General features: G+C 70.1%; 20 protein-coding genes. 7 read left to right on the plus strand and 13 right to left on the minus strand.

The window, feature by feature from the left end; translation table 11 throughout:
* Nucleotides 1-2: 2 nt before the first annotated feature.
* On the minus strand, nucleotides 3-1,865 hold the full coding sequence (locus IE325_RS28425) for a lectin (RefSeq protein ID WP_190072949.1): 1,863 nt from the start codon (nucleotides 1,863-1,865) through the stop codon (nucleotides 3-5).
* Nucleotides 1,866-2,039: 174 nt separating this feature from the next.
* On the opposite strand from IE325_RS28425, the gene IE325_RS28430 reads away from it, so the two are divergent.
* Nucleotides 2,040-3,398, plus strand: a complete 1,359-nt coding sequence (locus tag IE325_RS28430; RefSeq protein ID WP_190072950.1) for a hypothetical protein — start codon at nucleotides 2,040-2,042, stop codon at nucleotides 3,396-3,398.
* Between the two features lie 54 nt (nucleotides 3,399-3,452).
* Nucleotides 3,453-4,058: a hypothetical protein gene (locus tag IE325_RS28435; protein ID WP_190072951.1), complete on the plus strand. Its 606-nt coding sequence runs from the start codon at nucleotides 3,453-3,455 to the stop codon at nucleotides 4,056-4,058.
* A 55-nt stretch (nucleotides 4,059-4,113) separates the two neighbouring features.
* Here IE325_RS28435 and IE325_RS28440 read toward each other — a convergent pair whose 3' ends face one another.
* The 3 genes from IE325_RS28440 to IE325_RS28450 form a co-directional block, all read right to left on the minus strand.
* A complete protein-coding gene (locus IE325_RS28440; RefSeq protein ID WP_190072952.1) occupies nucleotides 4,114-4,896 on the minus strand; it encodes a S1 family peptidase in 783 nt (260 codons plus the stop codon).
* 224 nt (nucleotides 4,897-5,120) lie between these two features.
* Nucleotides 5,121-6,308 carry a Cmx/CmrA family chloramphenicol efflux MFS transporter gene (locus IE325_RS28445; RefSeq protein WP_190072953.1) on the minus strand — a complete coding sequence of 396 codons (1,188 nt, stop codon included), beginning with the start codon at nucleotides 6,306-6,308 and terminating at the stop codon, nucleotides 5,121-5,123.
* A 106-nt stretch (nucleotides 6,309-6,414) separates the two neighbouring features.
* On the minus strand, nucleotides 6,415-7,395 hold the full coding sequence (locus tag IE325_RS28450) for a DMT family transporter (protein WP_190072954.1): 981 nt from the start codon (nucleotides 7,393-7,395) through the stop codon (nucleotides 6,415-6,417).
* 77 nt (nucleotides 7,396-7,472) lie between these two features.
* On the opposite strand from IE325_RS28450, the gene IE325_RS28455 reads away from it, so the two are divergent.
* The gene (locus tag IE325_RS28455; RefSeq protein WP_229912095.1) at nucleotides 7,473-8,054 is read left to right on the plus strand and encodes a TetR/AcrR family transcriptional regulator; all 582 of its coding nucleotides are present in this window, start codon (nucleotides 7,473-7,475) and stop codon (nucleotides 8,052-8,054) included.
* Between the two features lie 37 nt (nucleotides 8,055-8,091).
* Nucleotides 8,092-8,661, plus strand: coding sequence for a YdeI/OmpD-associated family protein (locus IE325_RS28460; RefSeq protein WP_190072955.1), 570 nt, complete (start codon nucleotides 8,092-8,094; stop codon nucleotides 8,659-8,661).
* A 36-nt stretch (nucleotides 8,662-8,697) separates the two neighbouring features.
* On the opposite strand, the gene IE325_RS28465 is transcribed toward IE325_RS28460, so the two are convergent.
* A complete protein-coding gene (locus IE325_RS28465; RefSeq protein ID WP_190072956.1) occupies nucleotides 8,698-9,252 on the minus strand; it encodes a YceI family protein in 555 nt (184 codons plus the stop codon).
* A 190-nt stretch (nucleotides 9,253-9,442) separates the two neighbouring features.
* On the opposite strand from IE325_RS28465, the gene IE325_RS28470 reads away from it, so the two are divergent.
* The 3 genes from IE325_RS28470 (at nucleotide 9,443) to IE325_RS28480 (ending at nucleotide 13,752) form a co-directional block, all read left to right on the plus strand.
* Nucleotides 9,443-11,776, plus strand: coding sequence for a polysaccharide lyase 8 family protein (locus IE325_RS28470; protein WP_190072957.1), 2,334 nt, complete (start codon nucleotides 9,443-9,445; stop codon nucleotides 11,774-11,776).
* A 154-nt stretch (nucleotides 11,777-11,930) separates the two neighbouring features.
* Nucleotides 11,931-13,514: an acyl-CoA carboxylase subunit beta gene (locus tag IE325_RS28475; protein ID WP_190072958.1), complete on the plus strand. Its 1,584-nt coding sequence runs from the start codon at nucleotides 11,931-11,933 to the stop codon at nucleotides 13,512-13,514.
* A gap of 46 nt (nucleotides 13,515-13,560) precedes the next feature.
* Nucleotides 13,561-13,752 carry an acyl-CoA carboxylase subunit epsilon gene (locus IE325_RS28480; RefSeq protein ID WP_190072959.1) on the plus strand — a complete coding sequence of 64 codons (192 nt, stop codon included), beginning with the start codon at nucleotides 13,561-13,563 and terminating at the stop codon, nucleotides 13,750-13,752.
* Nucleotides 13,753-13,754: 2 nt separating this feature from the next.
* On the opposite strand, the gene IE325_RS28485 is transcribed toward IE325_RS28480, so the two are convergent.
* From IE325_RS28485 to IE325_RS28520, 8 genes are all read right to left on the minus strand, one after another.
* Nucleotides 13,755-16,772 carry an NACHT domain-containing protein gene (locus tag IE325_RS28485; RefSeq protein WP_190072960.1) on the minus strand — a complete coding sequence of 1,006 codons (3,018 nt, stop codon included), beginning with the start codon at nucleotides 16,770-16,772 and terminating at the stop codon, nucleotides 13,755-13,757.
* Between the two features lie 80 nt (nucleotides 16,773-16,852).
* Nucleotides 16,853-17,434 (minus strand): GTP-binding protein, encoded by a 582-nt coding sequence (locus IE325_RS28490; protein WP_026248371.1) that lies wholly within the window; start codon nucleotides 17,432-17,434, stop codon nucleotides 16,853-16,855.
* Nucleotides 17,415-17,987: a DUF742 domain-containing protein gene (locus IE325_RS28495; RefSeq protein ID WP_190072961.1), complete on the minus strand. Its 573-nt coding sequence runs from the start codon at nucleotides 17,985-17,987 to the stop codon at nucleotides 17,415-17,417. The genes IE325_RS28490 and IE325_RS28495 overlap by 20 nt, the downstream gene beginning before the upstream one ends.
* 95 nt (nucleotides 17,988-18,082) lie before the next feature.
* Nucleotides 18,083-18,496 (minus strand): roadblock/LC7 domain-containing protein, encoded by a 414-nt coding sequence (locus tag IE325_RS28500; protein ID WP_004983065.1) that lies wholly within the window; start codon nucleotides 18,494-18,496, stop codon nucleotides 18,083-18,085.
* A 10-nt stretch (nucleotides 18,497-18,506) separates the two neighbouring features.
* Nucleotides 18,507-21,755: a sensor histidine kinase gene (locus IE325_RS28505; RefSeq protein WP_190072962.1), complete on the minus strand. Its 3,249-nt coding sequence runs from the start codon at nucleotides 21,753-21,755 to the stop codon at nucleotides 18,507-18,509.
* Between the two features lie 391 nt (nucleotides 21,756-22,146).
* The gene (locus IE325_RS28510) at nucleotides 22,147-22,722 is read right to left on the minus strand and encodes a GTP-binding protein (protein ID WP_030051303.1); all 576 of its coding nucleotides are present in this window, start codon (nucleotides 22,720-22,722) and stop codon (nucleotides 22,147-22,149) included.
* The gene (locus tag IE325_RS28515) at nucleotides 22,703-23,101 is read right to left on the minus strand and encodes a DUF742 domain-containing protein (RefSeq protein WP_003997626.1); all 399 of its coding nucleotides are present in this window, start codon (nucleotides 23,099-23,101) and stop codon (nucleotides 22,703-22,705) included. The genes IE325_RS28510 and IE325_RS28515 overlap by 20 nt, the downstream gene beginning before the upstream one ends.
* 114 nt (nucleotides 23,102-23,215) lie before the next feature.
* Nucleotides 23,216-23,629, minus strand: coding sequence for a roadblock/LC7 domain-containing protein (locus IE325_RS28520; RefSeq protein ID WP_048580707.1), 414 nt, complete (start codon nucleotides 23,627-23,629; stop codon nucleotides 23,216-23,218).
* Between the last annotated feature and the right edge of the window lies 1 nt (nucleotide 23,630).

The following is a 23,630-nucleotide window of genomic DNA, read 5'->3' on the forward strand; positions in this document are numbered from 1 at the left end:
CGTCACTGAAGACGCCACTTCTGGTTCGCGGCCCCCGTACAACTCCAGATCTGTGCCCGCGCCCCGTTCACCGAGGAGTTGTCCGTGACGTCGAGGCACTTGTCGGCCGCGCGATTGACGACGTCCCCACTGGACGCGCTGTACGACCACTGCTGCGCCCCCGAACCATTGCAGTCGTACAACTGCACCTTCGCCCCGTCCGCGACCGCCCCGGCAGTGACGTCCAGGCACTTCCCCAGCGCCCGCACCGATCCGTCGGCCCGCACACTCCACCGCTGCGCCTCCGAACCGTTGCAGTCGTAGAGCTGCACCGCCGTCCCATTGGCCGTCGAACCCCCCGCCACGTCAAGGCACTTGCCCGCGAGCCCCACCAGCGCCCCGGACTGCGCGGGTCCCTCGGTCTGGGTGCCCGACCAGGTGAAAGTCGCCGACGTCTTGCCCGGCAGTGAGTAAGTGGCGTGCTGCGAACCCCAGTTGATCGTCACGGTCTTCGCGCTCGACGCGTCGTTGTAGGCGATCAGCGCCTTGGAGCCATCAGGGTTGCGCCACGCCACGTTCGGCACGGACGAGGACGCGGTGGAGGCGATCCGCTGTGCCCCCGGCTTCACGAACTTCGTCAGATGGCCCATCGTGTAGTACTCGACGGTGTAGTCGACCTGTCCATGCCGGGAGTCGCCGTTGTGGACGGTGATCAGACCGTCGCAGGTCCCGCAGCCACCGTTGTGCGGCCCCCGGTTCTGGTCCAGCGCCAGCGACCACTTCGTCACCGACTTCGCCCAGTTCCGGGTGTAGTCGATGATGTTCATCATGTCCTCGCGCTGCTGGTTGGCGATCCAGGTGCCGCCCGAGTGCTCGGTGCCGAAGGCGTCCAGCTGCGGATACTGGTTGTGCACCTGCGTCTGCTTGGCGACGTCACCGCCGTAGCCGTGCCAGGCGATCCCGCCGAAGTTCGGGTGGCTGCGGACCGCCGCGTCGTCCACGGTCTGGGCGGCGTACGCGTCGTACGTGTCCCAGTTCCAGTCGTGCGCGAGCACCTTGGTGGACAGCCCGGCCGCCTGGAGCTTGGGCAGCAGCTCGTTCTTGGTGAAGTACGCGAGCCCGCCGGCGTTCCAGCTCATCGAGGGATAGCCCGAGCAACAGGTCGGCTCGTTCTGTGCGGTGACGTACGCGATCGGGATGCCCTGGGCCTGGTAGGCCTGCACGTACTTCACGAAGTACGAGGCGTACGCCCCGTAGTACTCCGCCTTCAGCCAGCCCCCGTTGAGCTGCCCGTTGTCCTTCATCCAGGCGGGGGCGGTCCACGGCGAGGCCATCACCGTGAGGCCGGGGTTGAGCTGACGCGCCTGCTTGGTCAGCGGTACGACGTCCTGGAGGTCATGGCCGATCGAGAACTCGGAGAGGTCGGGGTCCGTCTGTCCGGAGGCCACGTCGTCGTACGTGTAACCGAACCGGGCGAGGTCGGACCCGCCCATCGGATTGCGCAGGAACGACAACCCGATGCCCTCCGTCGGAGAGAACAGCTTGCGCATGGCCTCGTCCCGCGTGGCCTGCGTCAGCGCCCCGCTGCCGTCCATCAGCCAGGCGGCGGTGTCCGTGAAGGAGGCGCCGCCGCCGGTGAAGGACTGATAGCGGGTGTTCTCGTCCACGGTGATGTTCTCGCCGCCGCCGCCCGAGCCCGCCTGGAAGGCGAACGGCGTCTGCGGCTGGAGCCCGCGGGTCACATGGCGCCCGCCGGAGTCGTCCGTCGTGGTGAGCCAGGCGGTGACCTGCTCGCCCGCGGCCTGGGCGGGGGTGGCGGCCGAGAACCCGGCCGAGATGAGAAGCCCGGAGAGAAGCAGCCCGAGCGTCCGAGTGGATCTCCTCATGGAACGCCCTTCTGAGAGGTGGGGGTTGGGGGCGTGCGAGGCCTGAGTAAAGGACGCTCTCGTGTACACGTCAAGGCTTAACTCAAGACTTGAGCTAAGTAAGGTATGGACCATGAGTCAGGTCCGGCCGCCGCGACCGGCGCCTTTGCCCGCGCCATCAGGTAGCGTCGAAGTATGAGGACTCCGCTCGTCCGGGGCCTCATGCGCTCGCTGATCGTGCCGGTCGCCGCGACCGCGGCGGTGCTCCTGGCCGGCGCGCCCGGCGCACATGCGGCCACGGACCTCTCACAGGTCGCCGAGGCGCTGCGCGACGGTCCCGTGTATGTGGACCCCGCCGCCTCGGACCAGCTGTCGTCGGCCGACGCCGAGGCGCTCGCCGACAAGATCGAGGACGCGGACAAGCCGGTCTTCGTCGCCGTCCTCCCGGCCGACCAGCCGACCGAGAAGCTCCTGCTGAACCTCCGTACCGAGACCGGTGTCACCGGCCTGTACGGCGTCCGCGTCGGCGACCGGTTCGACGGGGCGGCCGACGCCTCGGTGATGCCGCAGCGGGCGGTGAACAACCTGGTCGGCTCGGTGCAGAGCGCGGGCGACCCCAAGGCCCAGCTCAATGACTTCGTCGACTCGGCACTGCGCAATGTGCGCGGCACGGCGCCGGCCAGCTGGAGCGACGGCGGTGGCTCGGGCGTGGATGTCAGCGGCCTGATCGCCGCGGGCGCGGTGCTGGCGGCGGGCGGCGCGGGCGCCTACGCGCTGGTCCGGCGCAACCGGCGGCGCCACGAGGCGGAGCAGCGGGCGGCGCTGGAGAAGCTGCGGGTCGTCGTCGACGAGGACATCACCGCGTTCGGCGAGGAACTCGACCGCCTGGACTTCCATCCGGCGGAGCCCGGCGCCGACGACGCGATGCGCGCGGACTACGAACGTGCCCTGGACACCTACGACCAGGCGAAACGCCTGATGGACTCCGCCCGAAGGCCGGAGGAGGTCAAGGCGGTCACCCAAGCCCTGGAGGACGGCCGGTTCTCCCTCACCCAGCTGGCCGCCCGCCGGGAGCACCGGCCCCTGCCGGAGCGGCGACCGCCCTGCTTCTTCGACCCGCGGCACGGTCCGGCGGTGGCCGACGAGACCTGGACGCCACCCGGCGGCGCCGCCCGCGAGGTCCCGGTCTGCGCGGCCGACCGCACCCGTCTGTCCGAGGGCCGCGACCCCGTGATCCGCGAGGTCGACACCGACCAGGGCCGCCGCCCGTACTGGGAGGCGGGCCCGGCCTACGGCCCCTGGGCCGGCGGCTACTTCGGCGGCGGCCTCCTCCCCGGCCTCCTCGTCGGCACGATGCTGGGCTCCCTGATGGCCAGCCCGGCCTACGCGGCCGACTACGGCGCGGGGTACGGCTACGGCGGCGGGGGCTACGAGGGCGGCGACGTCTCCGGGGCGGACTTCGACAGCGGGGACTTCGGCGGGGGCTTCGACGGCGGAGGGTTCGGGGGCGGGGACTTCGGAGGTGGGGGCGGGTTCGACGGGGGAGGCTTCTGAGCGAGGGACGAGGGCGGCCTTCGTTGTCAGTGCCCGGCGATAGCGTCAGCCACTATGACCGATGCCTACTCGCCCATACCCGAACTGAACCTGCTCAAGGACTTCTCCGACGGTCCCGGAGAGGACGCCTTCTCGGACGGGTTCGAGTTCTACGTCTACGACCGACCCGACGCCGGCCTGCTGGAGTGGCTGTGCCTGGAGGGACGGGAAGAGGAGGTCCGAGGCCACCTCGACCGGCTCACTCCCTTCGCGCAGGCCACCGGCTCCGGCTCGTTCTACGCCCTGTGGCACTGCGACGATCGCACCGACCCCGCCACGCTTCCCGTCATCCGCTTCGGCGACGAGGGCGACCTCGATGTCATCGAGGGGCTGCGTGACCTGTTCCGGCTGCTCGCGATGGACGACGAGTGGTTCACCGCCTGGGACGAGGAGCGCGAGGCGGACCCCGAGGAGGAGCACAGTCCCGGACACGAGGCATACGTGGCCTGGCTGAAGGAGACGTTCGGCCTGACCCCGCCCACCGAGGAGGAGGCGGACGAGATCCTCGATGAGGGCGGCCGGAAGTACGGGGTCCGGTTCGTGGACTGGCTGGAGGAGTTCGGGTCACCGGACATCGACTTCGGCTCGTGGCGCAAAGAGTTCGCAGACGCCGGAAGGTGAATGCGAAATGCCGGGCGCAGCAGCGCCCGGCACTCCGGAGACAGTTACTCAGGCATCAGAGCGAGGACGCCGCCGACGCGATCGCCGACGCGAACGTCGAGACCTCGGTGTAGACACCCGGCGCGTTCGGCCGGGCGCACCCTATGCCCCAGCTCACGATGCCGACCTGGATCCAGGCGTTGCTCGCGTCGCGGCGGAACATCGGGCCGCCGGAGTCACCCTGGCAGGTGTCGACGCCGCCCTGGGGCAGCCCCGCGCAGATCTCCTCGTTCGCGATGAGACCGCTGTAGCCGCTGTAGGAACGGCACTGGGCGTCGCTGACGAACGGCACATTGGCCTTGAGCATGTAGCGCTGCTGGCCACCGCCCTCGGTGGCCGCGCCCCAGCCGGCGACGGTGAAGGTGCCGGTGTTGTACTGCGTGGTCGTGGCGATCTTCAGCGTCGGCAGGTTGATCGGCTGGGCGAGCTTGATGAGCGCCCAGTCCTTGCCGTCGCCGTTGTAGCCGGGGGCCCGGTACACATACGTGGAGCGGACCTGCACCCGGCCGCTGGTGGACTGCAGGTCCACGACGCCCGCGGTGGCGGTGATGGAGGTGTTCGCGCCGGTCGCGCCCACACAGTGCGCGGCGGTGAGCACGATCTGCTGGGTGTAGAGCGCGCCGCCACAGCCCATGGAGAGCCGGACCATGAACGGGAACTCGCCCTGCGTGGCACGGGTTCCGCCGACGACACGCGAGTCGGCGGCCTGCGCGGCCGAGACGGGCTGAAGGCTGACGATCGCGAGAGCGGCGGCGCCGAGGGCCGCGCATCTCTTGAGCGCGGTGAGGAGCTTCTTCAACGTGATGCCTTCCGTGGGGGGTTGGACATACGAAGGTGGAGAGAGCGCTGAAATGTTGGGGGCATGTCAGATCAAAAGGGCGATCGCTCGCGCTGATCGCCTACTGACATGCGCCGGTCAATTCTTGTGCTGGATTATGGGAATGCGGGAGCGCCCCCACAAGGGGCAGATTCCGGCCACCCCACCCGCCGAGCACGGGCGGGGTGGCTCAGGAACTCGCCGGCTCAGGCCCGAAGGGCCGCCGCGGACGCCCCGTCCCGATCCCGTACGAGGCGACGGCGCACCGTGCGGAACCCCGCCGTCACCAGCGCCAGCGCGACGAGCACGGCACTGACCCACACCGGCGACCGGTGGCCGAGGCCCGCCCCGATGGCCGTACCGCCGAGCCAAGGCCCCAGTGCCGCGCCCACGTTGAACGCGGCGGTCGCGAATCCGCCGACCAGCGTGGGGGCGTCGGGCGCGGCGTACAGCGCCTGGGAGATGAGCGTGGACCCGACCCCGAAGGACAGCGCCCCCAGCAGCAGGACGAGCCCGAGCGCGACGGCCGGCCGCCCGGCGCCGAGCGCGAGGGCGACCCAGCCGAGGCACAGCGCGCCGCCGCCCCCGGCCAGCACCGCGCCGGGCCGGCGATCGGCGAGACGCCCGCCCACGGTGACGCCCACGAACGACCCGGCGCCGAACAGCGCGAGGACGATGGGCACCCAGCCGCTCGCCAGGCCCGTCACCCGCGTGACCAGGGGCGCGAGATAGGTGAAGGTGCAGAAGGTGGCCCCGTTGACCAGCGCGCCCAGCAGCAGCACGACCCGCAGCCGAGGGTCACGCAGCGACCGCAGTTCACCGCGCAGCGCGGGCCGCCCGGAGTCGGCCGAGCCGCCGGGCACGGACCTCGCCACGGCCACGACCGCGGGCAGCGACACCAGCGCCACGGCCCAGAACGCCGCACGCCACCCCCAGAGTTGACCGAGCAGCGCCCCCGCGGGCACCCCCACCACACAGGCCAGCGTGACCCCGCCGAGCAGCGTGGACGTGGCCCGCCCCTTGGCCTCCGGCGCGACCATCCCGGCCGCCGTGCCGAGCGCGACGGCCAGAAAACCGGCGTTGGCGAGCGCCCCGACGACCCGGGTGGCGACCAGCACCCCGAAGCTGTCGGTCACCGCCCCGACGACATGGACGGCGAGGAACACCCCCAGAAACCCAAGCAGCGCCCCGCGCCGCGACCACCGCCTCGCGAGCCCCGCCATGAGCGGCGCCCCGACCACCATCCCGGCGGCGAAGGCGGAGGTGAGCGCACCGGCCGCGGGCACCGAGACCCCCAGGTCCCGCGCGATGTCCGGCACCAGCCCGGACAGCATGAACTCGGACGTCCCCTGTGCGAACACGGCGACGCCCAGCAGAAAGAGAGCGAATGGCATGAAGAAACTCCGCAACCCGAAGTCGAAGTGAGAACGGCACGTCGAACGGCCGTCCGGCAGCGGAGTGTTGGGAACGAGCCCTGAGCGAGCCCTGATCAGCCCGACATCACGAACAGCCACCGGAGAGCCGGTGGCCGGAGTCTGGAGGCCTCGGGGCTGGACACGGAGGCAGGCTATGCGCACCCCGCGACGCGGAGCCACCGGTTTTCCGTGGCGACGTCGCGCGAACCCCGCGCTGCACGATCACGACGGCGGCCAGCCCCACAGCCAGCCCCAGAGCGGTCTGCACCCCGAACGGCTCCCCGAACATCAGCGCTCCCCACACCGCCGTCACCGGCGCCATGAGGAACATGAGCGCGTTGACCTTGGTGATCCCGGACCGCCGCAGGATGATCCAGTACAGCCCGTACCCACCGAAGGTGGACAGGGCGACGAGCCAGACGACCGCGCCCCAGAAGGCGGCCTCGGCAGGGGGTTCGGCCGCCCCGGTGCTCACGGCGAACACCGTGAACAGCACGGCGCTGGTGGCGCAGTGGACGGTGAGTGCCACCCCGGGCGGCACCGGTGCCCGGGAGCGGCTCTCCAGGAAGGTGGCCGCCACCAGGGCGAGCATGCCGAGGAACGGGACGAGATAGGCCCACAGGGCGACGCCGGTCGCCGCCGTCGCGTCGGCCGCGGTGACGATGACGACGCCGCCCACCCCGAGCCACAGACCGAGCCACTGCCGGCGTGAGACGTACTGCCGCAGCAGCGGCCCGGCCAGCGCGCCGGCGACGAGGGGCTGGACGCCGTCGATCAGTGCCGTGGTGCCGCTGGAGACGCCGAGCTGGATGGCGTAGTAGACGGTGAGCAGATAGCCGCTCTGCGACAGCGCGCCGATCACGGTCTGCCGTACGACGTCCCGCGCGCCGAGACCCCGCCATGACGCACGGCCCACCAGGGCGGCGACGACCAGCAGGACCACGGCGAGCGGCAGGAACCGCCACATCAGGATCGTGACCGCGGACGCGCTGCCCGCGCCGAGCTTGGCCCCGATGAACCCCGAGCTCCAGCACAGCACGAAGGCGATCGACAGCAGAGCGTTCACGCCCACCATCTCCACTAAACAGATCGGTCTACTCGGCTCCGTACCAGAGACTATACAGATCGGTATACTCGTGTGTCATGAGCACCGAGGAGCAGCCGCAGCGGGTCATGATGACGCGCGCCGCCCGACGCGTCCTGGAGGCCGCCGAGCGGCTGTTCTACGAGCGCGGCATCCATGCCGTGGGGGTGGACCTCATCGCCGCGGAGGCGGGGGTGACCAAGAAGACCCTCTACGACCGCTTCGGCTCCAAGGAGCGGATCGTCGTGGAGTACCTGACCGCCCGCGACGAACGCTGGCGGGCCTTCCTCGCGCCCTATCTCGACGCGGAGGGCATGACGCCTCGTGAACGCGTCCTGGCCGTGTTCGACGCCTCCCGCGCCTGGTCGGCCGAGCACGGCTCCAAGGGATGCAGCATGGTCAACGCGCACGCCGAGATCAGCGACCCCGCCCACCCGGCCTTCCCGGTCATCGCCGGGCAGAAGGAGTGGATGCTGGCCCTGTTCACCCGTCTCGCCGGGGCCGTCGCCCTGGATGACGCGGACCGTCTGGGCCGGACGCTCCTGCTCCTGCACGAGGGAGCCCTGGTCGCCCACGGCCTGAACATCTTCCCGGACCCCATCGCGCACGCCCGTGACGAGGCGGCAGCCCTGCTCGGTTAGGACAGGATCCGACCTCTTTCCCGCCTAACGTGCTCCCATGACCCCCTCCGACGGCACCCAGCCCCTCGCCTTCACCTCCGCCCCCGCCCTCGACACCTGGCTGACCGGCCACCCCGCCCCGCACCCCGGCCTTTGGGTCAAGGTCGCCAAGAAGGGCTCCGGTATCCCCTCCGTCACAGCCGCCGAGATCAATGACCTGGCCCTGTGCCACGGCTGGATCACCGGGCAGCGCAAGGGGATCGACGAGACGTACTACGCCCAGCGCATCACCCCGCGCCGGCCCGGCAGCCTCTGGTCGATGGTCAATGTGCGGCGCGTGGCGGAACTGGCCGCCGAGGGCCGTATGCGTCCTGCGGGCCTCGCCGAGGTCGACGCCGCGAAGGCGGACGGGCGGTGGGAGGCGGCGTACGAGTCGCAGAGCAGGGCGGAGGTGCCGGGTGAGCTGGCGAGGGCGCTGGAGGTGGATCCGGGTGCCAGGGCGGCCTTCGAGGGGCTCGGCAGGACGGAGCGTTACCAGCTGATGCTCGGCCTGCTGCAAGCCCGGACCCCGGGCGCCCGGGAAGGCCAAGTCGCCGCGATCCTGCGGGAGTTGACGCAGCGCCGGTGAGTGCAGAACTCACCGGCGCCCGGAAATCCCCATACCTCAGGCGTTCTTGATCGCCGAGATGTCGAAGTTCAGCTTGATCTTGTCGGAGACCAGCACGCCGCCCGTCTCCAGCGCGGCGTTCCAGGTCAGGCCCCACTCGGAGCGCAGGATCTCCGCCTTGCCCTCGAAGCCGACCCGCTCGTTGCCGAAGGGGTCCTTCGCGGCGCCGTTGAACTCCAGGTCGATGCTGAGCGGCCGGGTGGTGCCGAGGATCGTGAGGTCGCCGGTGATCCGGTAGTCCTCACCGCCGAGGGACTCCGCCGCGGTGGAGCGGAAGGTCATCGTCGGGAACTCCTCGATCTTGAAGAAGTCCGCGCTCTTGAGGTGCCCGTCGCGGTCCGCCGAGCCGGTGTCGATGCTCTCCATCTTGACGTCGATGGAGGCCGTGGACGCCGACGGGTCACTGCCGTCCAGGTGCAGCGAGCCGCTGAAGTCGACGAACTTGCCCTTGACGTTGGTGACCATGGCGTGCCGGACGGTGAAGCCGATCGTGGAGTGGGCCGTGTCGATCGTGTAGTCACCGGTCAGGGCGGAGAGGTCGGTGTTCCCCATGACGTGCTCCTTCGAAGCGATAGCGATAGCGATTGATGTCGAGTCTCGGAGGTCGAATCTCTGACGTCGACCGCTTATGTTGAATCTTGAACTACATCAACGCCACCGACCGTAGACCTATTCCGTTCGACTTTCAACATCATCCCCAAAGTGTTGGCGTGATTACGGTGAGGTGGTAGATGCCCAGGACATGACCACTCAGCGCACAGGGCTCACCCGACCCACCCGCCGAGCCGTCCTCCTCGCGGCGGCGCTCCTCGCCACGACCGCTCCCGCCGCCCACGCCATGCCCGGCGACGCCTACGACGCCCTCCGCCGCCGCTGGCTCGACATCGTCCTCGGCACCGGCTACGACCCCGCCGCCGAGCCGTACGCCTCCCGTCTCGCCGAGACCGGCACCCTCGCCCGCGGCTTCCGGGCCACCATGGCCCCGACCTCCACCTCCCTCTGGCCCGGCCACCCCTTCGACCCGCCCGCCGGCATCACCCAGAGCTACGGCCGGCTGTGGACGATGACCCAGGCCTACGTCCAGCAGGGCACCGGATCCACCGCCGACCCGGACCTCCTCGCCGATGTGCTGCGCGGCCTCGACCACCTCTCCGCCACCGTCTACAACCCCTCCACCACCCGCTACGGCAACTGGTGGGAATGGCAGATCGGCAGCCCACGCCTGCTGATGGACATCACGGCCGCCCTCTACGACCACCTCACCGAGGCCCAACGGGAAGCCGCCTGCGCCGCCGTCGACCACTTCATCCCGGACGCCATGCTCACCGACTACTCCGGCACCTCCACCGGCGCCAACCGCGTTGACCTGTGCCGCAGCGTCGCCCTGCGCGGCATCCTCGGCCACGCCCCGGCGAAGATCGCCCTCGCCCGCGACGCGCTCTCGCCGGTCTTCCCGTACGTCACCAAGGGCGACGGCCTCTACGCCGACGGCTCCTTCGTCCAGCACACCTGGGTCGCCTACTCCGGCACCTACGGCCAGGTCCTCCTCGACGGCCTCGGGCGCCTCTTCGCCCTGCTCGCGGGCTCGGAGTGGGAGGTGACCGACCCGGGCAGGCAGATCGTCCTGGACAGCGTCGAGCGGGCCTACGCGCCGCTCATCCACGACGGGTTGATGATGGACGCCGTCAACGGCCGTGCCATCAGCCGGGGTTACCTCAAGAGCGACGACCGTCAGGTCATGCGCAGCGACCACTACCACGGCCAGGCCCTCATCGCCGCGATCGCCCTCCTGGCGACAGCGGGCGGCGCGAGCGCGGCGGAACGCGAGCGCTGGTACGGCCGGATCAAGGGATGGATCGAACGGGACACGGTGACGCCGATCTTGACGGCTCGTCAGTTCGATACAGCCGACCTGGCACGACTGCACGCGGTGGCGGCGGAGTCGGTCCCCGCGGCCCCGGAACCCACCGGCCACCACCTCTTCGCCGCCATGGACCGGGCCGTCCACCGCCGGCCCCGCTTCGTCGCGAGCATCGCCATGGCCAGTGACCGCATCGCCCACTACGAGTGCGGCAACGGCGAGAACCCGCGCGGCTGGCACACCGGCGCCGGAATGCTCTCCTGGTGGGCGGACGGCCTGGGGGACCAGTACACCGACTGGTACTGGCCGACCGTCGACTGGTACCGCCTCCCCGGGACCACCGTCTCCACCCGCCGCCTCCCCGACAAGGCGGGCGGCGAGTGGGGCGAGCCCAAGCCCGCCGTGCGCTGGGTCGGCGGCACGACCGACGGCGAGTACGCGGCGATCGGGCAGCACCTGAAGGGGCTGGGCTCGACCCTCGAAGCCCGTAAGTCGTGGTTCTGCGCCGAGGACGCCATCGTCTGCCTCGGAGCCGGGATCACCTGCACGGACGGCGTCCCCGTCGAGACGGTCGTCGACAACCGCAACCTGGGGGAGGGCGGCACCCAGGCCCTCGTACGCGGCCTCCGCTGGGCCCATCTGGAGGGCCATGGCGGCTGGGTGGTGCCGTACGGCGCACTGCGCACCCTGCGCGAGGACCGCACCGGCGCCTGGGCCGACATCAACACCACCAGCACGACCGAGCGCCGCACCCGCCGCTGGCAGACCCTGTGGCTCGACCACGGCACGGACCCGACCGACGCGGCCTACGTCTATCTGCTCATGCCCGGCGCCCGCCGCGCCGAAGTGGCCGCCCGCGCCGCCGACCGGGGGTGGCTGTCGGTCCTGGCCAACGACGCCGCCTGCCAGGCCGTCGCCGTGCCCGCTCTGGGGGTGACGGCCGCCAACTTCTGGGAGCCCGGCACGGCGGGCCCGCTCACCGCCACCTCCGGGGCGAGTGTCCTGCTCCGCCGCGACGGCCGTACCGCTACGCTCTGCGTCAGCGAGCCGCCCCGCACGGGTGAGCCGCTGGAGATCGTCTGGGACCATCCCGTACGCCGGATCCTGCGGGCGGACGACTCGGTCGAGATCCTCGCGACCGGACGCCGGCTGAGGGTCCGTATCACTCCGGGGATGGTATGTGCGACCCACCGATGTGAGGTGGCTCTCGCCTGACGGCTTTGTACGACCCCCACAACCCGCAAGCCCTCTGAGCAGTCGGAAAGGCTGCATCCGGTGATGGTTCTGTTCAGGGGTACCAGGAAAAGGGTCCGAGGACTGTACGGAGTCAACGGCTCGCTTTCCCGCGCGTCCTTCGTAAGGTCGCTACATGACCGTTTTGGATGAGGCACCGGGTGAGCCGATCGACGCCCGCGGGCGGACGGCGGAGCTGCACGAGATCCGTGCGCAGGCGCTGGCCGGCCCGAGCGAGAAGGCGACCGCGGCGCAGCACGCCAAGGGCAAGCTGACCGCCCGGGAGCGCATCGAGCTGCTCCTGGACCCCGGCACCTTCCGGGAGGTCGAGCAGCTGCGCCGGCACCGGGCCCAGGGCTTCGGCCTGGAGGCCAAGAAGCCGTACACCGACGGTGTCATCACCGGCTGGGGCACGGTGGAGGGCCGCACGGTCTTCGTGTACGCGCACGACTTCCGGATCTTCGGCGGCGCGCTGGGCGAGGCCCACGCCACCAAGATCCACAAGATCATGGACATGGCCATCGCGGCGGGCGCTCCGCTGGTGTCGCTCAACGACGGCGCCGGCGCCCGTATCCAGGAGGGCGTCTCGGCGCTCGCCGGCTACGGCGGCATCTTCCAGCGCAACACCAAGGCGAGCGGGGTGATCCCGCAGATCAGCGTGATGCTGGGCCCGTGCGCGGGCGGCGCGGCCTACTCGCCCGCCCTGACCGACTTCGTCTTCATGGTCCGCGAGACCTCGCAGATGTTCATCACGGGCCCGGACGTCGTCAAGGCTGTCACCGGCGAGGAGATCACCCAGAACGGCCTGGGCGGCGCGGACGTGCACGCCGAGACGAGCGGCGTCTGCCACTTCGCCTACGACGACGAGGAGACGTGCATCGCCGAGGTGCGCTACCTCCTCTCGCTCCTCCCGCAGAACAACCGTGAGAACCCGCCCCGGGTGGAGTCCACGGACGCCGCCGACCGCCGGTCGGACGTCCTGCTGGACCTGGTCCCGGCGGACGGCAACCGGCCGTACGACATGGCCAAGGTCATCGAGGAGATCGTCGACGACGGCGAGTACCTGGAGGTCCACGAGCGCTGGGCGCGGAACATCATCTGCGCGCTCGCCCGGCTCGACGGCCAGGTGGTGGGCATCGTGGCCAACCAGCCCCAGTCCCTCGCCGGTGTCCTGGACATCGAGGCATCGGAAAAAGCTGCGCGCTTTGTCCAGATGTGTGACGCTTTTAACATCCCGATCGTCACCTTCCTGGACGTGCCGGGCTTCCTCCCCGGCGTCGACCAGGAACACGGCGGCATCATCAGGCACGGCGCGAAGCTCCTGTACGCCTACTGCAACGCGACGGTGCCGCGGATCTCGCTGATCCTGCGCAAGGCGTACGGAGGTGCGTACATCGTCATGGACAGCCAGTCCATCGGTGCGGACCTCACCTATGCCTGGCCGACGAACGAGATCGCCGTGATGGGCGCGGAGGGTGCGGCCAATGTCATCTTCCGCCGGCAGATCGCCGACGCCGAGGACCCCGAGGTCATGCGGGCGCGCATGGTCAAGGAGTACAAGTCCGAGCTGATGCACCCGTATTACGCGGCCGAGCGCGGCCTGGTGGACGACGTGATCGACCCCGCGGAGACCCGCGAGGTCCTGGTCCGCTCCCTGGCCATGCTCCAGTCCAAGCACGCGGACCTGCCGTCCCGCAAGCACGGCAACCCTCCGCAGTAACCCACCGGTACCGCTGCGGAAACCTTAGCCACGGAGACTGACACCCATGAACCTCCCTGATATCCGCGTCGAGAAGGGCCACGCCGAGCCCGAGGAAGTCGCCGCCATCACGGCCATCCTCCTGGCCCGCGCCGCCGCCCAGCCGACCAGCGAGCCGACCCACCGCGGCGGCCCGAGGGCCGGCTGGCGCCGCCTGGAGCGCGAGCCGGGCTTCAGGGCGCCGCACAGCTGGCGCTGAGCTCAGCCGATGACGACCTCGGTACCTGGGAAGTCCAGGGTGTCGGGGTCGTCCGGCATTACGCAGCCGGTGAGGAAGAGCCGACGGACCTTGGGGGGTGTGAATGCCGGGGACGCCAGCCAGGCGCGGACATCAATGTTGTTGAGGCCGAGGCGCAGGCCGGGGATCGCGGCAACCGCGTCCAGGCCCTTGGGTATGCATGGCTCGTCGGCGTACAACTGGAGAATCTCCAGTTGTGAGCAGTCGCCGAGGAAGGCGAGGTCCGTGGCCGCCCCCAGCCCCAAGAGGGCAAGGTAGGAGAGTTCCGGCCCGACAGGCAGGCTGTCGACCTGCTGGGTGCCGCTGAGGTCGAGGTAGAGCAACTTCAACTCCGCCAGCTCACCCAGCACTTGCAGGTTGCTCACCGAGAAGTCGCCCAGCAGGGAGAGGACGTTCAGGACCGGGTGGCTTCGCAGCGCCAGAAGGTCGACCTCGCCGCGTAGCTCATCGGCGCGCAGACCGGCCAGTGGCGGCAGCTCGGTCACGGCTGCGAAATCCGCGAAGGGATAGTCGATGGCCAGATCGGTGAGCGAACTCAGCCGGGTCACAGTCGGCCACTGGGCGGAATGGGTGAGCACTACGGGCTCGCCGCTGAGTGCCAACCGGGACAGCACCCGGTCGACGTAGCTGTCCGCGTCGAAGTAGGCCCAGGCGTCGATCAGCGCACTGATCACCTCCTCGCGCTCATCCCGCGTGTACCCCTCCAGCAGGTCCAACGCCTCCACACCGCCGATCAGCGCGGCAGTCCGCACCGTCTGCACCGCCGCCTTCTCCGTCAGCTCCGCCCCCGACCGAGACAGCGACCGCAACAGACTCGGCCCCACCGCCGCCAACACCGGAGGATCCGTCTCCCTCCGCGCCGGCAACAGCCGCGAGATCGCCTCCTCCAGGCGCCCTGCCATCCCCTCCGACACCGAAGGCAAGGTTTCCTGACACGACGCCGCCACCAGCCTCAAAACCCGCCCATATCGAGGCTCCCCCTCCGCCCGGTCCAGGATCCCCCCGAGCAGTTCCTCCCGCTGGCGCGTGTTCGCATGCCCCGCCGCCATCACGACCGTCTCCCGCCACTGGTCCAGATGCGCCCGCCCCACCAGATTCCCCATCCGGTCCTCCTCGGCGGCCTCCTCCGCCGCGAGGTACTCCTGGAACGTCCGGTGCACGAAGTCCAGCCGGCCCTGCGCGGGGGAGCGGAGCAGACCCGCCCGGTCGCGCAACTGCCGCAGCACCTCCTCGCCGTCCAACGGCTCCAGATGCCGCATCGCCCGCAGCCGCGCGGCCACATGCACCGCCGCCTGCTCCAGCGCGATCTCGCTGCGGTTGTTGTCCGACAGCCGCCAGGCGAGGTCACGTAGCAGGATCAGCTTGTCGCCCAGGCTCAGCGCGCCGTCCACCGCACTCGGCACATTCCGGTCCGCGTCCCGGTCATGGACCAGCGTGTGCAGTGCGCTGCGGTACAACTCCATCCGGTCCCGGGGCAGTTGCCGCCCCCGGTTGAGATGCATCGCGCACAGCATCGCCGCCAGCAGCGGCGTCCCGGCGAGAGACTGCAGATGCGCCCGGTCCTTAAGGCTCGTCAGCAACGACTGCTCGTACTGCGGGAGTTCGTCCACGGCGCACGGCAGCTCGTCGCCCAGTTCCCGTACCGCCTGATGCCACTGCCGTACGAAGGCCGCCAGGTCCGGGGGAGTCATCCGGTCCAGGTGCAGCGCCGCGACCTCCTCCCGGCGCAGCCAGTCCGCGCCCGCCGCGGCGGGACGGGAGGTGACCACCACCCGCACATCGGCGTACGTCGACAGCAGCCGCCGCAGCCAGTCCCGCACCGCCCGACGCTCCCGGTCGAGGAGTTCGTCCACCCCGTCGATCAGCAGCAGCGCCCGCCCGCTGTCGAGCTGCCGCTCCACCCAGCCCCGGGGCATGATTCCGGTCAGCGGCGCCGCCACTCCGTCCAGCATGGCCTCCGGCGCGGGCAGCGCGCGGCCGCTGTACTCCCGCAGCTTCACGAACACCGGCGTCAGACCGTTCCAGTCCGTCAGCTCGCCGGAGAAGGCGCCACGGGCCGCGGTGACCGCCAGCCAGCGCAGCAGGGTCGTCTTGCCGGAGCCCGCCTCGCCGCGCAGCAGAACCCGGGAGGAGCCCCGCAGGGCGGCCTCCACGCGCATCCCGGAGCCCTCGCCGCCCGCTTCCTCCCAGTCGCTCATGTCGGCCCTCAGCCGGGGCAGCGAGCGCGCCGTACGCCGCCACGTCCCGTCGTCCCCGGTCGCGCGCAGGCTGACGTACGCCACCGAAAGCCGTACCTGGGCGGCGGCGCGGTCGGAGGCGCGGCGGAACAGCTCCACCTCGTCCAGGCTCTCGCTGACCAGCTCCAGATAGCGCCGCCGGAAGGCCGTGTCCTGGTCCGTGCCGTCGGGGGCGAACAAGGAGCGGTCCGGGAGCCGTTCGAGGATGCGGGCCACCTCGCCGCCCAGCGTCGAGGTCCGCACCAGCAGCTCAGCCGCCGCCCGCTCCTCGAACACCGGCAGCCCGCGCACGATCCGGACGTAGTACTCCACGCACTCGGTGAACAGCCGCTCGTACAGGCTGCTTTCGGCCTCGCCGAGCCCCACCGGCGCCCGCACCGCCCGGGTGATCCGGCGGATCAGCTCGGCCGGCTGGGCGTCCGCCGCGAGCAGTGCCTCGTCGGAGAGGTCCGCCGCCGCGAAGGTGTCGCACACGGCGTCGATGACCGCCACCCGGCCAGATTCCTCCAGAGCCCTGAACTCATGCTCCAGGAACGGCTCCAGACGGTCGAAGACCGCGTCGGCGATCTGCTCGAACTGCCGCTTCACACTCCGCGAGAACTTCACCCCGGGCACCCGCACCCGGGCCAACTCCTCGATGGACAGCTGGCGTTCCTGCTCGCGCCGTCTGCCTCCCAGCCAGATCCGCGCGGCTGTGCTCGCCACGGTCGTCCCCAGCCGTAACGCGGCCACCTCAGCGCTCATCCCCGTGCCCCTCCCGAAAACGACTTACGGCCCCCATCCCTCCCACAGGAGGAACGAGGGCCGCAACCGAAACGTGCCGACTAGCGCAGGCGGGCCATCAGGGCGTGCTCGACCAGGGTGATCAGCGCCGACTTGGCGTCCGCGCGGTGGCGGGCGTCCGTCGTGATGATCGGGGTGTCGGGGCCGATCTGGAGGGCCTCGCGCACCTCGTCCGGGTTGTACGGCTGGTTCCCGTCGAACCCGTTGAGGGCGATGACGAAGGGGAGACCCGAGTTCTCGAAGTAGTCGACGGCGGGGAAGCAGTCGGCGAGACGGCGGGTGTCCACCAGCACGATCGCGCCGATGGCGCCGCGTACGAGGTCGTCCCACATGAACCAGAAGCGGTCCTGGCCGGGCGTACCGAAGAGGTACAGGATCAGGTCCTGGTCCAGGGTGATACGGCCGAAGTCCATGGCCACCGTGGTGGTGGTCTTGTCCCCGGTGTGGGTGAGGTCGTCGATACCCGCCGAAGCGGAAGTCATCACGGCCTCGGTACGCAGCGGGTTGATCTCCGAGACGGCCCCGACGAACGTGGTCTTGCCCACGCCGAAGCCACCCGCCACCACGATCTTCGCCGAGGTGGTGGAGCGGGAAGGACCGCCGCTAGAGCTTGCGAAGTCCACTGAGCACCCTTTCGAGCAGTGTCACGTCTGGCTGGCCGCCGGCGTTCTCGTCGCCGCCGGGCTGATGGATCGCGACCAGTCCCGCCTCCGCCAAGTCGGCGACGAGGATCCTGGCCACGCCGAGAGGGATCGTGAGGAGAGCCGAGACCTCGGCTACCGACTTGATCTCCCGGCAGAGGTTGCAGATGCGCTGATGCTCGGGCAGCTGGCCCTGCATCTGGTGCGGCTGCGCGGTGGTGTGCACCAGCGCCTCGATGGCGAGCTGGTAGCGCGGGCGCGTCCGGCCGCCGGTCATGGCGTACGGGCGCACCAGGGGGTTGTTCGACGCCCCGGCGGGCGCCGGCTCAGGGGCGCGTCGCTGCGGCTGCACCGGCTGGATGCGCGGCGCGGGCGGCTGGTCGTACGGCGAGGGCCCGGGGCCCTGCGGGGCGTACGGCTGCCGCTGGCTCGGCTGGGAGGGGAAGTTGTACCGGTTCTGGGAACCGTCGTTGTGGCCCTGGGCAGGGCCGTACGACCAGTTGCCCGATGACGAACCGTCTGGGGGTGTTGCCACTTTCTCTCCTCCTCCGACTGTGCCTGGCACCCATCATGTGGAGCCGCGTCCCGAAACCTTACGGCCACGGGACGCCAAAACGCACCGACTGTCTGTTAGTTGAGCAGGCTGCCTTGGAGCTCCGCACGAAGGTCCGGCGTGAGGACCGTACCGGCACGGTCGACCAGAAGCGCCATCTCGTACCCAATGAGGCCGATGTCCGCCTCGGGATGTGCGAGCACGGCGAGGGACGAACCGTCGGAGATGGACATGATGAAGAGGAATCCCCGCTCCATCTCCACAACCGTCTGGTTCACGCTGCCACCCTCGAAGATGCGGGAGGCGCCTGCCGTCAGAGACGTCAGACCGGAGGCGACGGCCGCGAGCTGGTCGGCGCGGTCGCGCGGAAAGCCTTCGGACATCGCCAGAAGGAGTCCGTCGGCGGAGACCACCACCGTGTGCGACACCCCGGGGGTGTTGTCCACGAAGTTGGTGATCAACCAGTTCAGGTTCTGTGCCGCCTGGCTCATCGGGCTCACACTAACGCTCCTGGTTGTAGGTGCTGTCAGGATTGAAGCCCTGACCGTTCGTCGTTTCACTTCCCGCACTGCGGCCCCGCTGGACACCCCGGCGCAGGTTGCTCAGCCTGCCCCGGACGTCCTCGGGAGCGCGGGAGACCTGTGGGCCGCCCTGGGGGGTGGCTGCGGCGGCTCCCTCGACCAGATTGGCCTTGGGCACGCGCCGCGGCAGGCCGGAGGAGGTGACCCCGCCCGCCTTGGGCTTGCGGAGCGCCGACGCCTGCTGCCAGCGGTCGTCGTTCTGTGAACGCCAGCTGCTGTCGCCGTTGCTCTCCGGCGTGGGGGCCGGCGGTTCCTGCCGCGCGGGCCGCGAACCGTTGGCGGCGTTCCCGCCGACGGCACCGCGGCGGGGCAGCCCGGCGTCGGTCATGGTGTGACCTGCGGCGGGGGCCGGTCCCGGACGGTCGAAGCCTACGCGGTCACGATCGTTCGCGTCATCGGCCGGTGCGGATTCCGCTTGCGGAGCGTACTGGTCCGGGTAGCCGTTGCGGTAGCCGTCCTGCTGCGGCCAGTCGTCCTGGTGACGCCGCTGCTCGAAGGCCGGGAAGCTCTCCGGGGCGGAGGCCACGGGCTCCTCGCGGACCGGCTCCGGATAGGAGGGCTCGGGGTAGCCGCCGCCGGACGAGAAGGTGTCGTTCCGCTGCAGGCCGCCGTTCGGCGCGTAGTACGTGTCGTCGTACGCCTGGCGCTGCTCGTCGTACGCGGGCGCCTGCGGCTCGTCGTACGCCGTCTGCTGCTGCTCCTCGTACGTCGGCTGCCGGTCGTAGGGACCGGGCTGCTCGACGAAGCCGTTCGGGCCGTTGTCGTAGCCGCCCTGGCCGGAGCCGGGGAAGTCGTCGGCGTAGGCCTGGAGCTCGGCGGTCTCCGGGTTCGGCTGGCCGTGCGACTGGGCCTCCAGGGCCGCCCGGCGCTCCTCGCGCATCAGGGAGCGGCCGACCGGGTCCAGGTCGCGGATGTCGTCCGGGACCTCGTAGCGGCTGTCGTCGAAGCCGAGCTCGGCGGCCGTACGCAGCGGCTGCTGGTTGAAGTTCTCACCCTGGAAGCCCTGCTGCTCCGGGATGATCTGCGAGACGGTGAACTCGTCCTGGGCGGGCTGCTGCTCGCCGCCACCGCCGTGCGTGATGGCGTCGGGGAGCATGACCAGCGAGGTGGTGCCGGCCTGCTCGCCGGAGGGGCGCAGCTGGACGCGGATGCCGTGCCGGTCGGACAGCCGGCCGACCACGAAGAGGCCCATGCGCTGGGATATCGCGGCGTCGACGGTCGGCGGGTTGGCCAGCTTGTGGTTGATGTCCGCGAAGTCCTCGGCGGTCAGGCCGATGCCCTTGTCGTGGATCTCGATCATGATCCGACCGTCGGGGAGACGGGTGGCGGTCACACGAACCTTGGTCTGCGGGGAGGAGAACGTCGTCGCGTTCTCAAGCAGCTCGGCGAGCAGGTGCACGAGGTCGGTCACGGCACGGCCGTGGATCTCGGCCTCCGGGACGCCGGAGAGCTCGATGCGCTCGTACTGCTCCACCTCGGAGGAGGCGGCGCGCAGCACGTCGACCAGCGGGACCGGCTGGTCCCAGCGGCGGCCGGGCTCCTCGCCGGCGAGGACGAGGAGGTTCTCGCCGTTGCGGCGCATACGGGTCGCGAGGTGGTCCAGCTTGAAGAGGTTCTCCAGCTGGTCCGGGTCGGCCTCGTTGTTCTCCAGGTCGGTGATCAGGGTCAGCTGGCCCTCGATCAGCGACTGGTTGCGGCGCGACAGGTTGGTGAAGATCGCGTTGATGTTGCCCCGCAGCAGGGCCTGCTCGGCGGCGAGCCGGACGGCCTCGCGGTGGACCTGGTCGAAGGCACGGGCGACTTCGCCGATCTCGTCGCGGGTGTTGATCGGGATCGGGGCGACCCGGGTGTCGACCCGGCCGGGGTCGGTGCGCGAGAGCTGGTCGACCAGCATCGGCAGGCGCTGCTCGGCGATGCCGAAGGCGGCGTTGCGCAGCTGGCGCATCGCGCGGGACATCTGGCGGGCCACCATGCCGGCCAGGATGAACGCGGCGAGCAGGGCGACCACGACGACCGCACCGGTGATCAGCGCGTCGCGCTTGGCGTCGTCGGAGATCGTGGCGGCCTCGTTCACCGCGGTGTTCGCGAGGTCGTTCTCGATGTCGCGGTAGGCGTTGTACTTGAGGGTGTTCACCGCCCACCAGTTCTCGGCGGTGATGCCCTGCTGGGCGAGCGCGGCACGCTCGCTGGTGTCCGTGGAGCTGAGCTGCGCCAGCGCGCCGACCATCTTCACCGGGTCGGACGGCGGCGGCACGTAGTCGGGGTTCTTCTGCTTGGCCGCCGTGGCCATCGCGGCGCCCTCGGCCTTGATCTCCTTGGTGGCGTCGTCCAGCTTCTGGATGTCCGCCTCGGTGCCACCGCTCTGGTACTCCTGGATGGCGATGCCCTCCAGGTAGGCGTACGAGGAGAGGGCGACGCGCTGCCTGGCCAGGTCCGCGGCCTTGGGGCCGGGCTTGACCAGCATGTGCATACCGATGGAGCGCTCCAGCGAGAGCGCGCCCTTGGTGAGCGAGATGGCGTAGACCGTACGGCCGTAGCTGGTGATGTTTCCGGTGCCCAGGCCCAGCTCGTTGGAGAACTCGAGCAGCCGGTGCTCGACCTCGACGTAGCCCTCTTCGGTCTGCACACCGCTGAGCTTGTTGGTGTACGCCGCCGCGCGCAGGTCGGTCAGGTCCGGCTCGACCTCGCGGAAGCGCGACAGACGGCGCTCCAGGTTGGGCCGGTCCGGCATGTTCTGGGCGGCCTCGTCGAAGGCGTCGGCGGCCTTGTCGGTGGCGGCGCGGACCTTCACGACCGTCGGGTCGTCCTCGCCCTTGCCCTGCAGCAGGGGAGCGGCGGAGGTGTCGCGCTCGACCAGCAGGGCGTCGCCGTAGGCGGAGGCGGCGGCGACCAGACGCGCGGTGTTCTCCGCGTCCTCGGCCTCCTGCCAGGTGTCGATCGAGCTCTTCACCTGGAAGCCGCCCATGACGAGGCCGACCAGCACGGGTATGAGCAGGATCGCGTTCAGCCGGGTCGGCACGCGCCAGTTGCGCGGCGAGAGACGGCCGCCGCTCGGGGCGGGCGCCGCCGATGGTTCCGATCCGGGCACAGGGGCGGGCGCCGCTCCGCGCGGCGGCGGGGTGAAGTTGCCCCGGGCCGACGGCTCGGGACTGTTCTTGCTTCGCCTCACTCGACCAACAACCTTCCGGCGGGGTCGGCACCTACGTATGTGCCGCAGTGTCTCAGAGCCCAGTTCGCCATCGAGTAGTACGCAGTACTCACGAGTACGTCTTTGACTATTGGGCAGTTCTCGCATTCCAGCACGACGGCCTGCGCTCTTCCAAACAGTGGAAGACGAAGATTCCGAGCGATGTAAGCCCTAGATAAAACGGTCATAAAGAGCGAGCCCCGTCAAAAGACGGGGCTTTCGTACGCGCAGCGAGACCGCTTGACCGCGACGAGTGGCCGTACCACCCGATTCCTCTGCCGAAACGTTATGAACAATGGAGCCGACCGTGTCAAAGGCCACAGTCGGCTCCGGCACATCTACGACAACTGCCGTATGGCGCTATCGACTTGCGCTACCGCAGCCGCGCCATCAGCGCATGCTCGACCAGGGTGATCAGCGCACTCTTGGCATCGGCCCGGTGGCGGGCGTCCGTCGTGATGATCGGCGCGTCCGGGCCGATCTGCAGCGCCTCGCGCACCTCGTCCGGCGTGTAGGGCTGATGCCCGTCGAAGCCGTTGAGGGCGATGACGAAGGGCAGGCCGCTGTTCTCGAAGTAGTCGACGGCGGGGAAGCAGTCGGCGAGACGGCGGGTGTCCACCAGCACGACGGCGCCGATGGCGCCGCGTACGAGGTCGTCCCACATGAACCAGAAGCGGTCCTGGCCGGGCGTACCGAAGAGGTACAGGATCAGGTCCTGGTCCAGGGTGATACGGCCGAAGTCCATGGCCACCGTGGTGGTGGTCTTGTCCCCGGTGTGCGTGAGGTCGTCGATACCCGCGCTCGCCGAGGTCATGACGGCCTCGGTGCGCAGCGGGTTGATCTCCGAGACGGCGCCCACGAACGTGGTCTTGCCCACGCCGAAGCCACCAGCCACCACGATCTTCGCGGAGGTGGTCGCCCGGCCTGGTTCAGAGCTTGCGAAGTCCACTGAGCACCCTTTCGAGCAGCGTCACGTCCGGAGCGCCGCCGTTGTTCTCGTCGCCGCCCGGCTGGTGAATGGCGACCAGGCCGGCCTCGGCCAGGTCCGCGACGAGGATCCTGGCCACACCCAGCGGCATGGACAGCAGCGCGGAGACCTCCGCGACCGACTTCACCTCACGGCACAGGTGGCAGATGCGCTGGTGCTCGGGAAGGAGCCCCATGAGTGCTGCCGGGTCTGCCGTGGTGCTGATCAGAGCCTCGATGGCCAGCTGGTAGCGCGGCCGGGTCCGGCCGCCGGTCATCGCGTACGGACGTACCAGCGGCTGGTCGCCCTCATCCTCGTACGGCTCCGCGTACGGATCATGAGAGGCGGTGGGCGGGGTCATGAATCCTCCGGGCTGGGACAGCAAGTCGGTCAGTCAAGCCGTCTGGGTGAGGGCCAGTGGGGGGATTGTGGCGGCCGGACGGTGATTTGGTGAGACGGGTTGGATCCGGGGAGATCAGTGGAGCAGACTGCCTTGCAGTTCGGCGCGCAGGTCGGGTGTGAGCACCGCGCCCGCGCGGTCGACCAGCAGCGCCATCTCGTAGCCGACGAGGCCGATGTCGCACTCGGGGTGTGCCAGGACGGCGAGGGACGAACCGTCCGAGACCGACATGAGGAAAAGGAACCCCCGCTCCATTTCCACCACGGTCTGGGCCACATTGCCACCGTCGAAGATCCGTGAGGCGCCCGCCGTCAGCGACGTCAGACCCGACGCGACGGCCGCCAGCTGGTCGGCACGGTCGCGCGGGAATCCCTCCGACATCGCCAGCAGCAGACCATCGGCGGACACGACGACGGTGTGGGACACACCGGGGGTGTTGTCCACGAAGTTGGTGATCAACCAGTTGAGGTTCTGTGCCGCCTGGCTCATC

Origin of the sequence: Streptomyces lanatus (assembly GCF_014655715.1) — a bacterium.
In the GTDB taxonomy this organism is placed as follows: Bacteria; Actinomycetota; Actinomycetes; order Streptomycetales; family Streptomycetaceae; genus Streptomyces; species Streptomyces lanatus.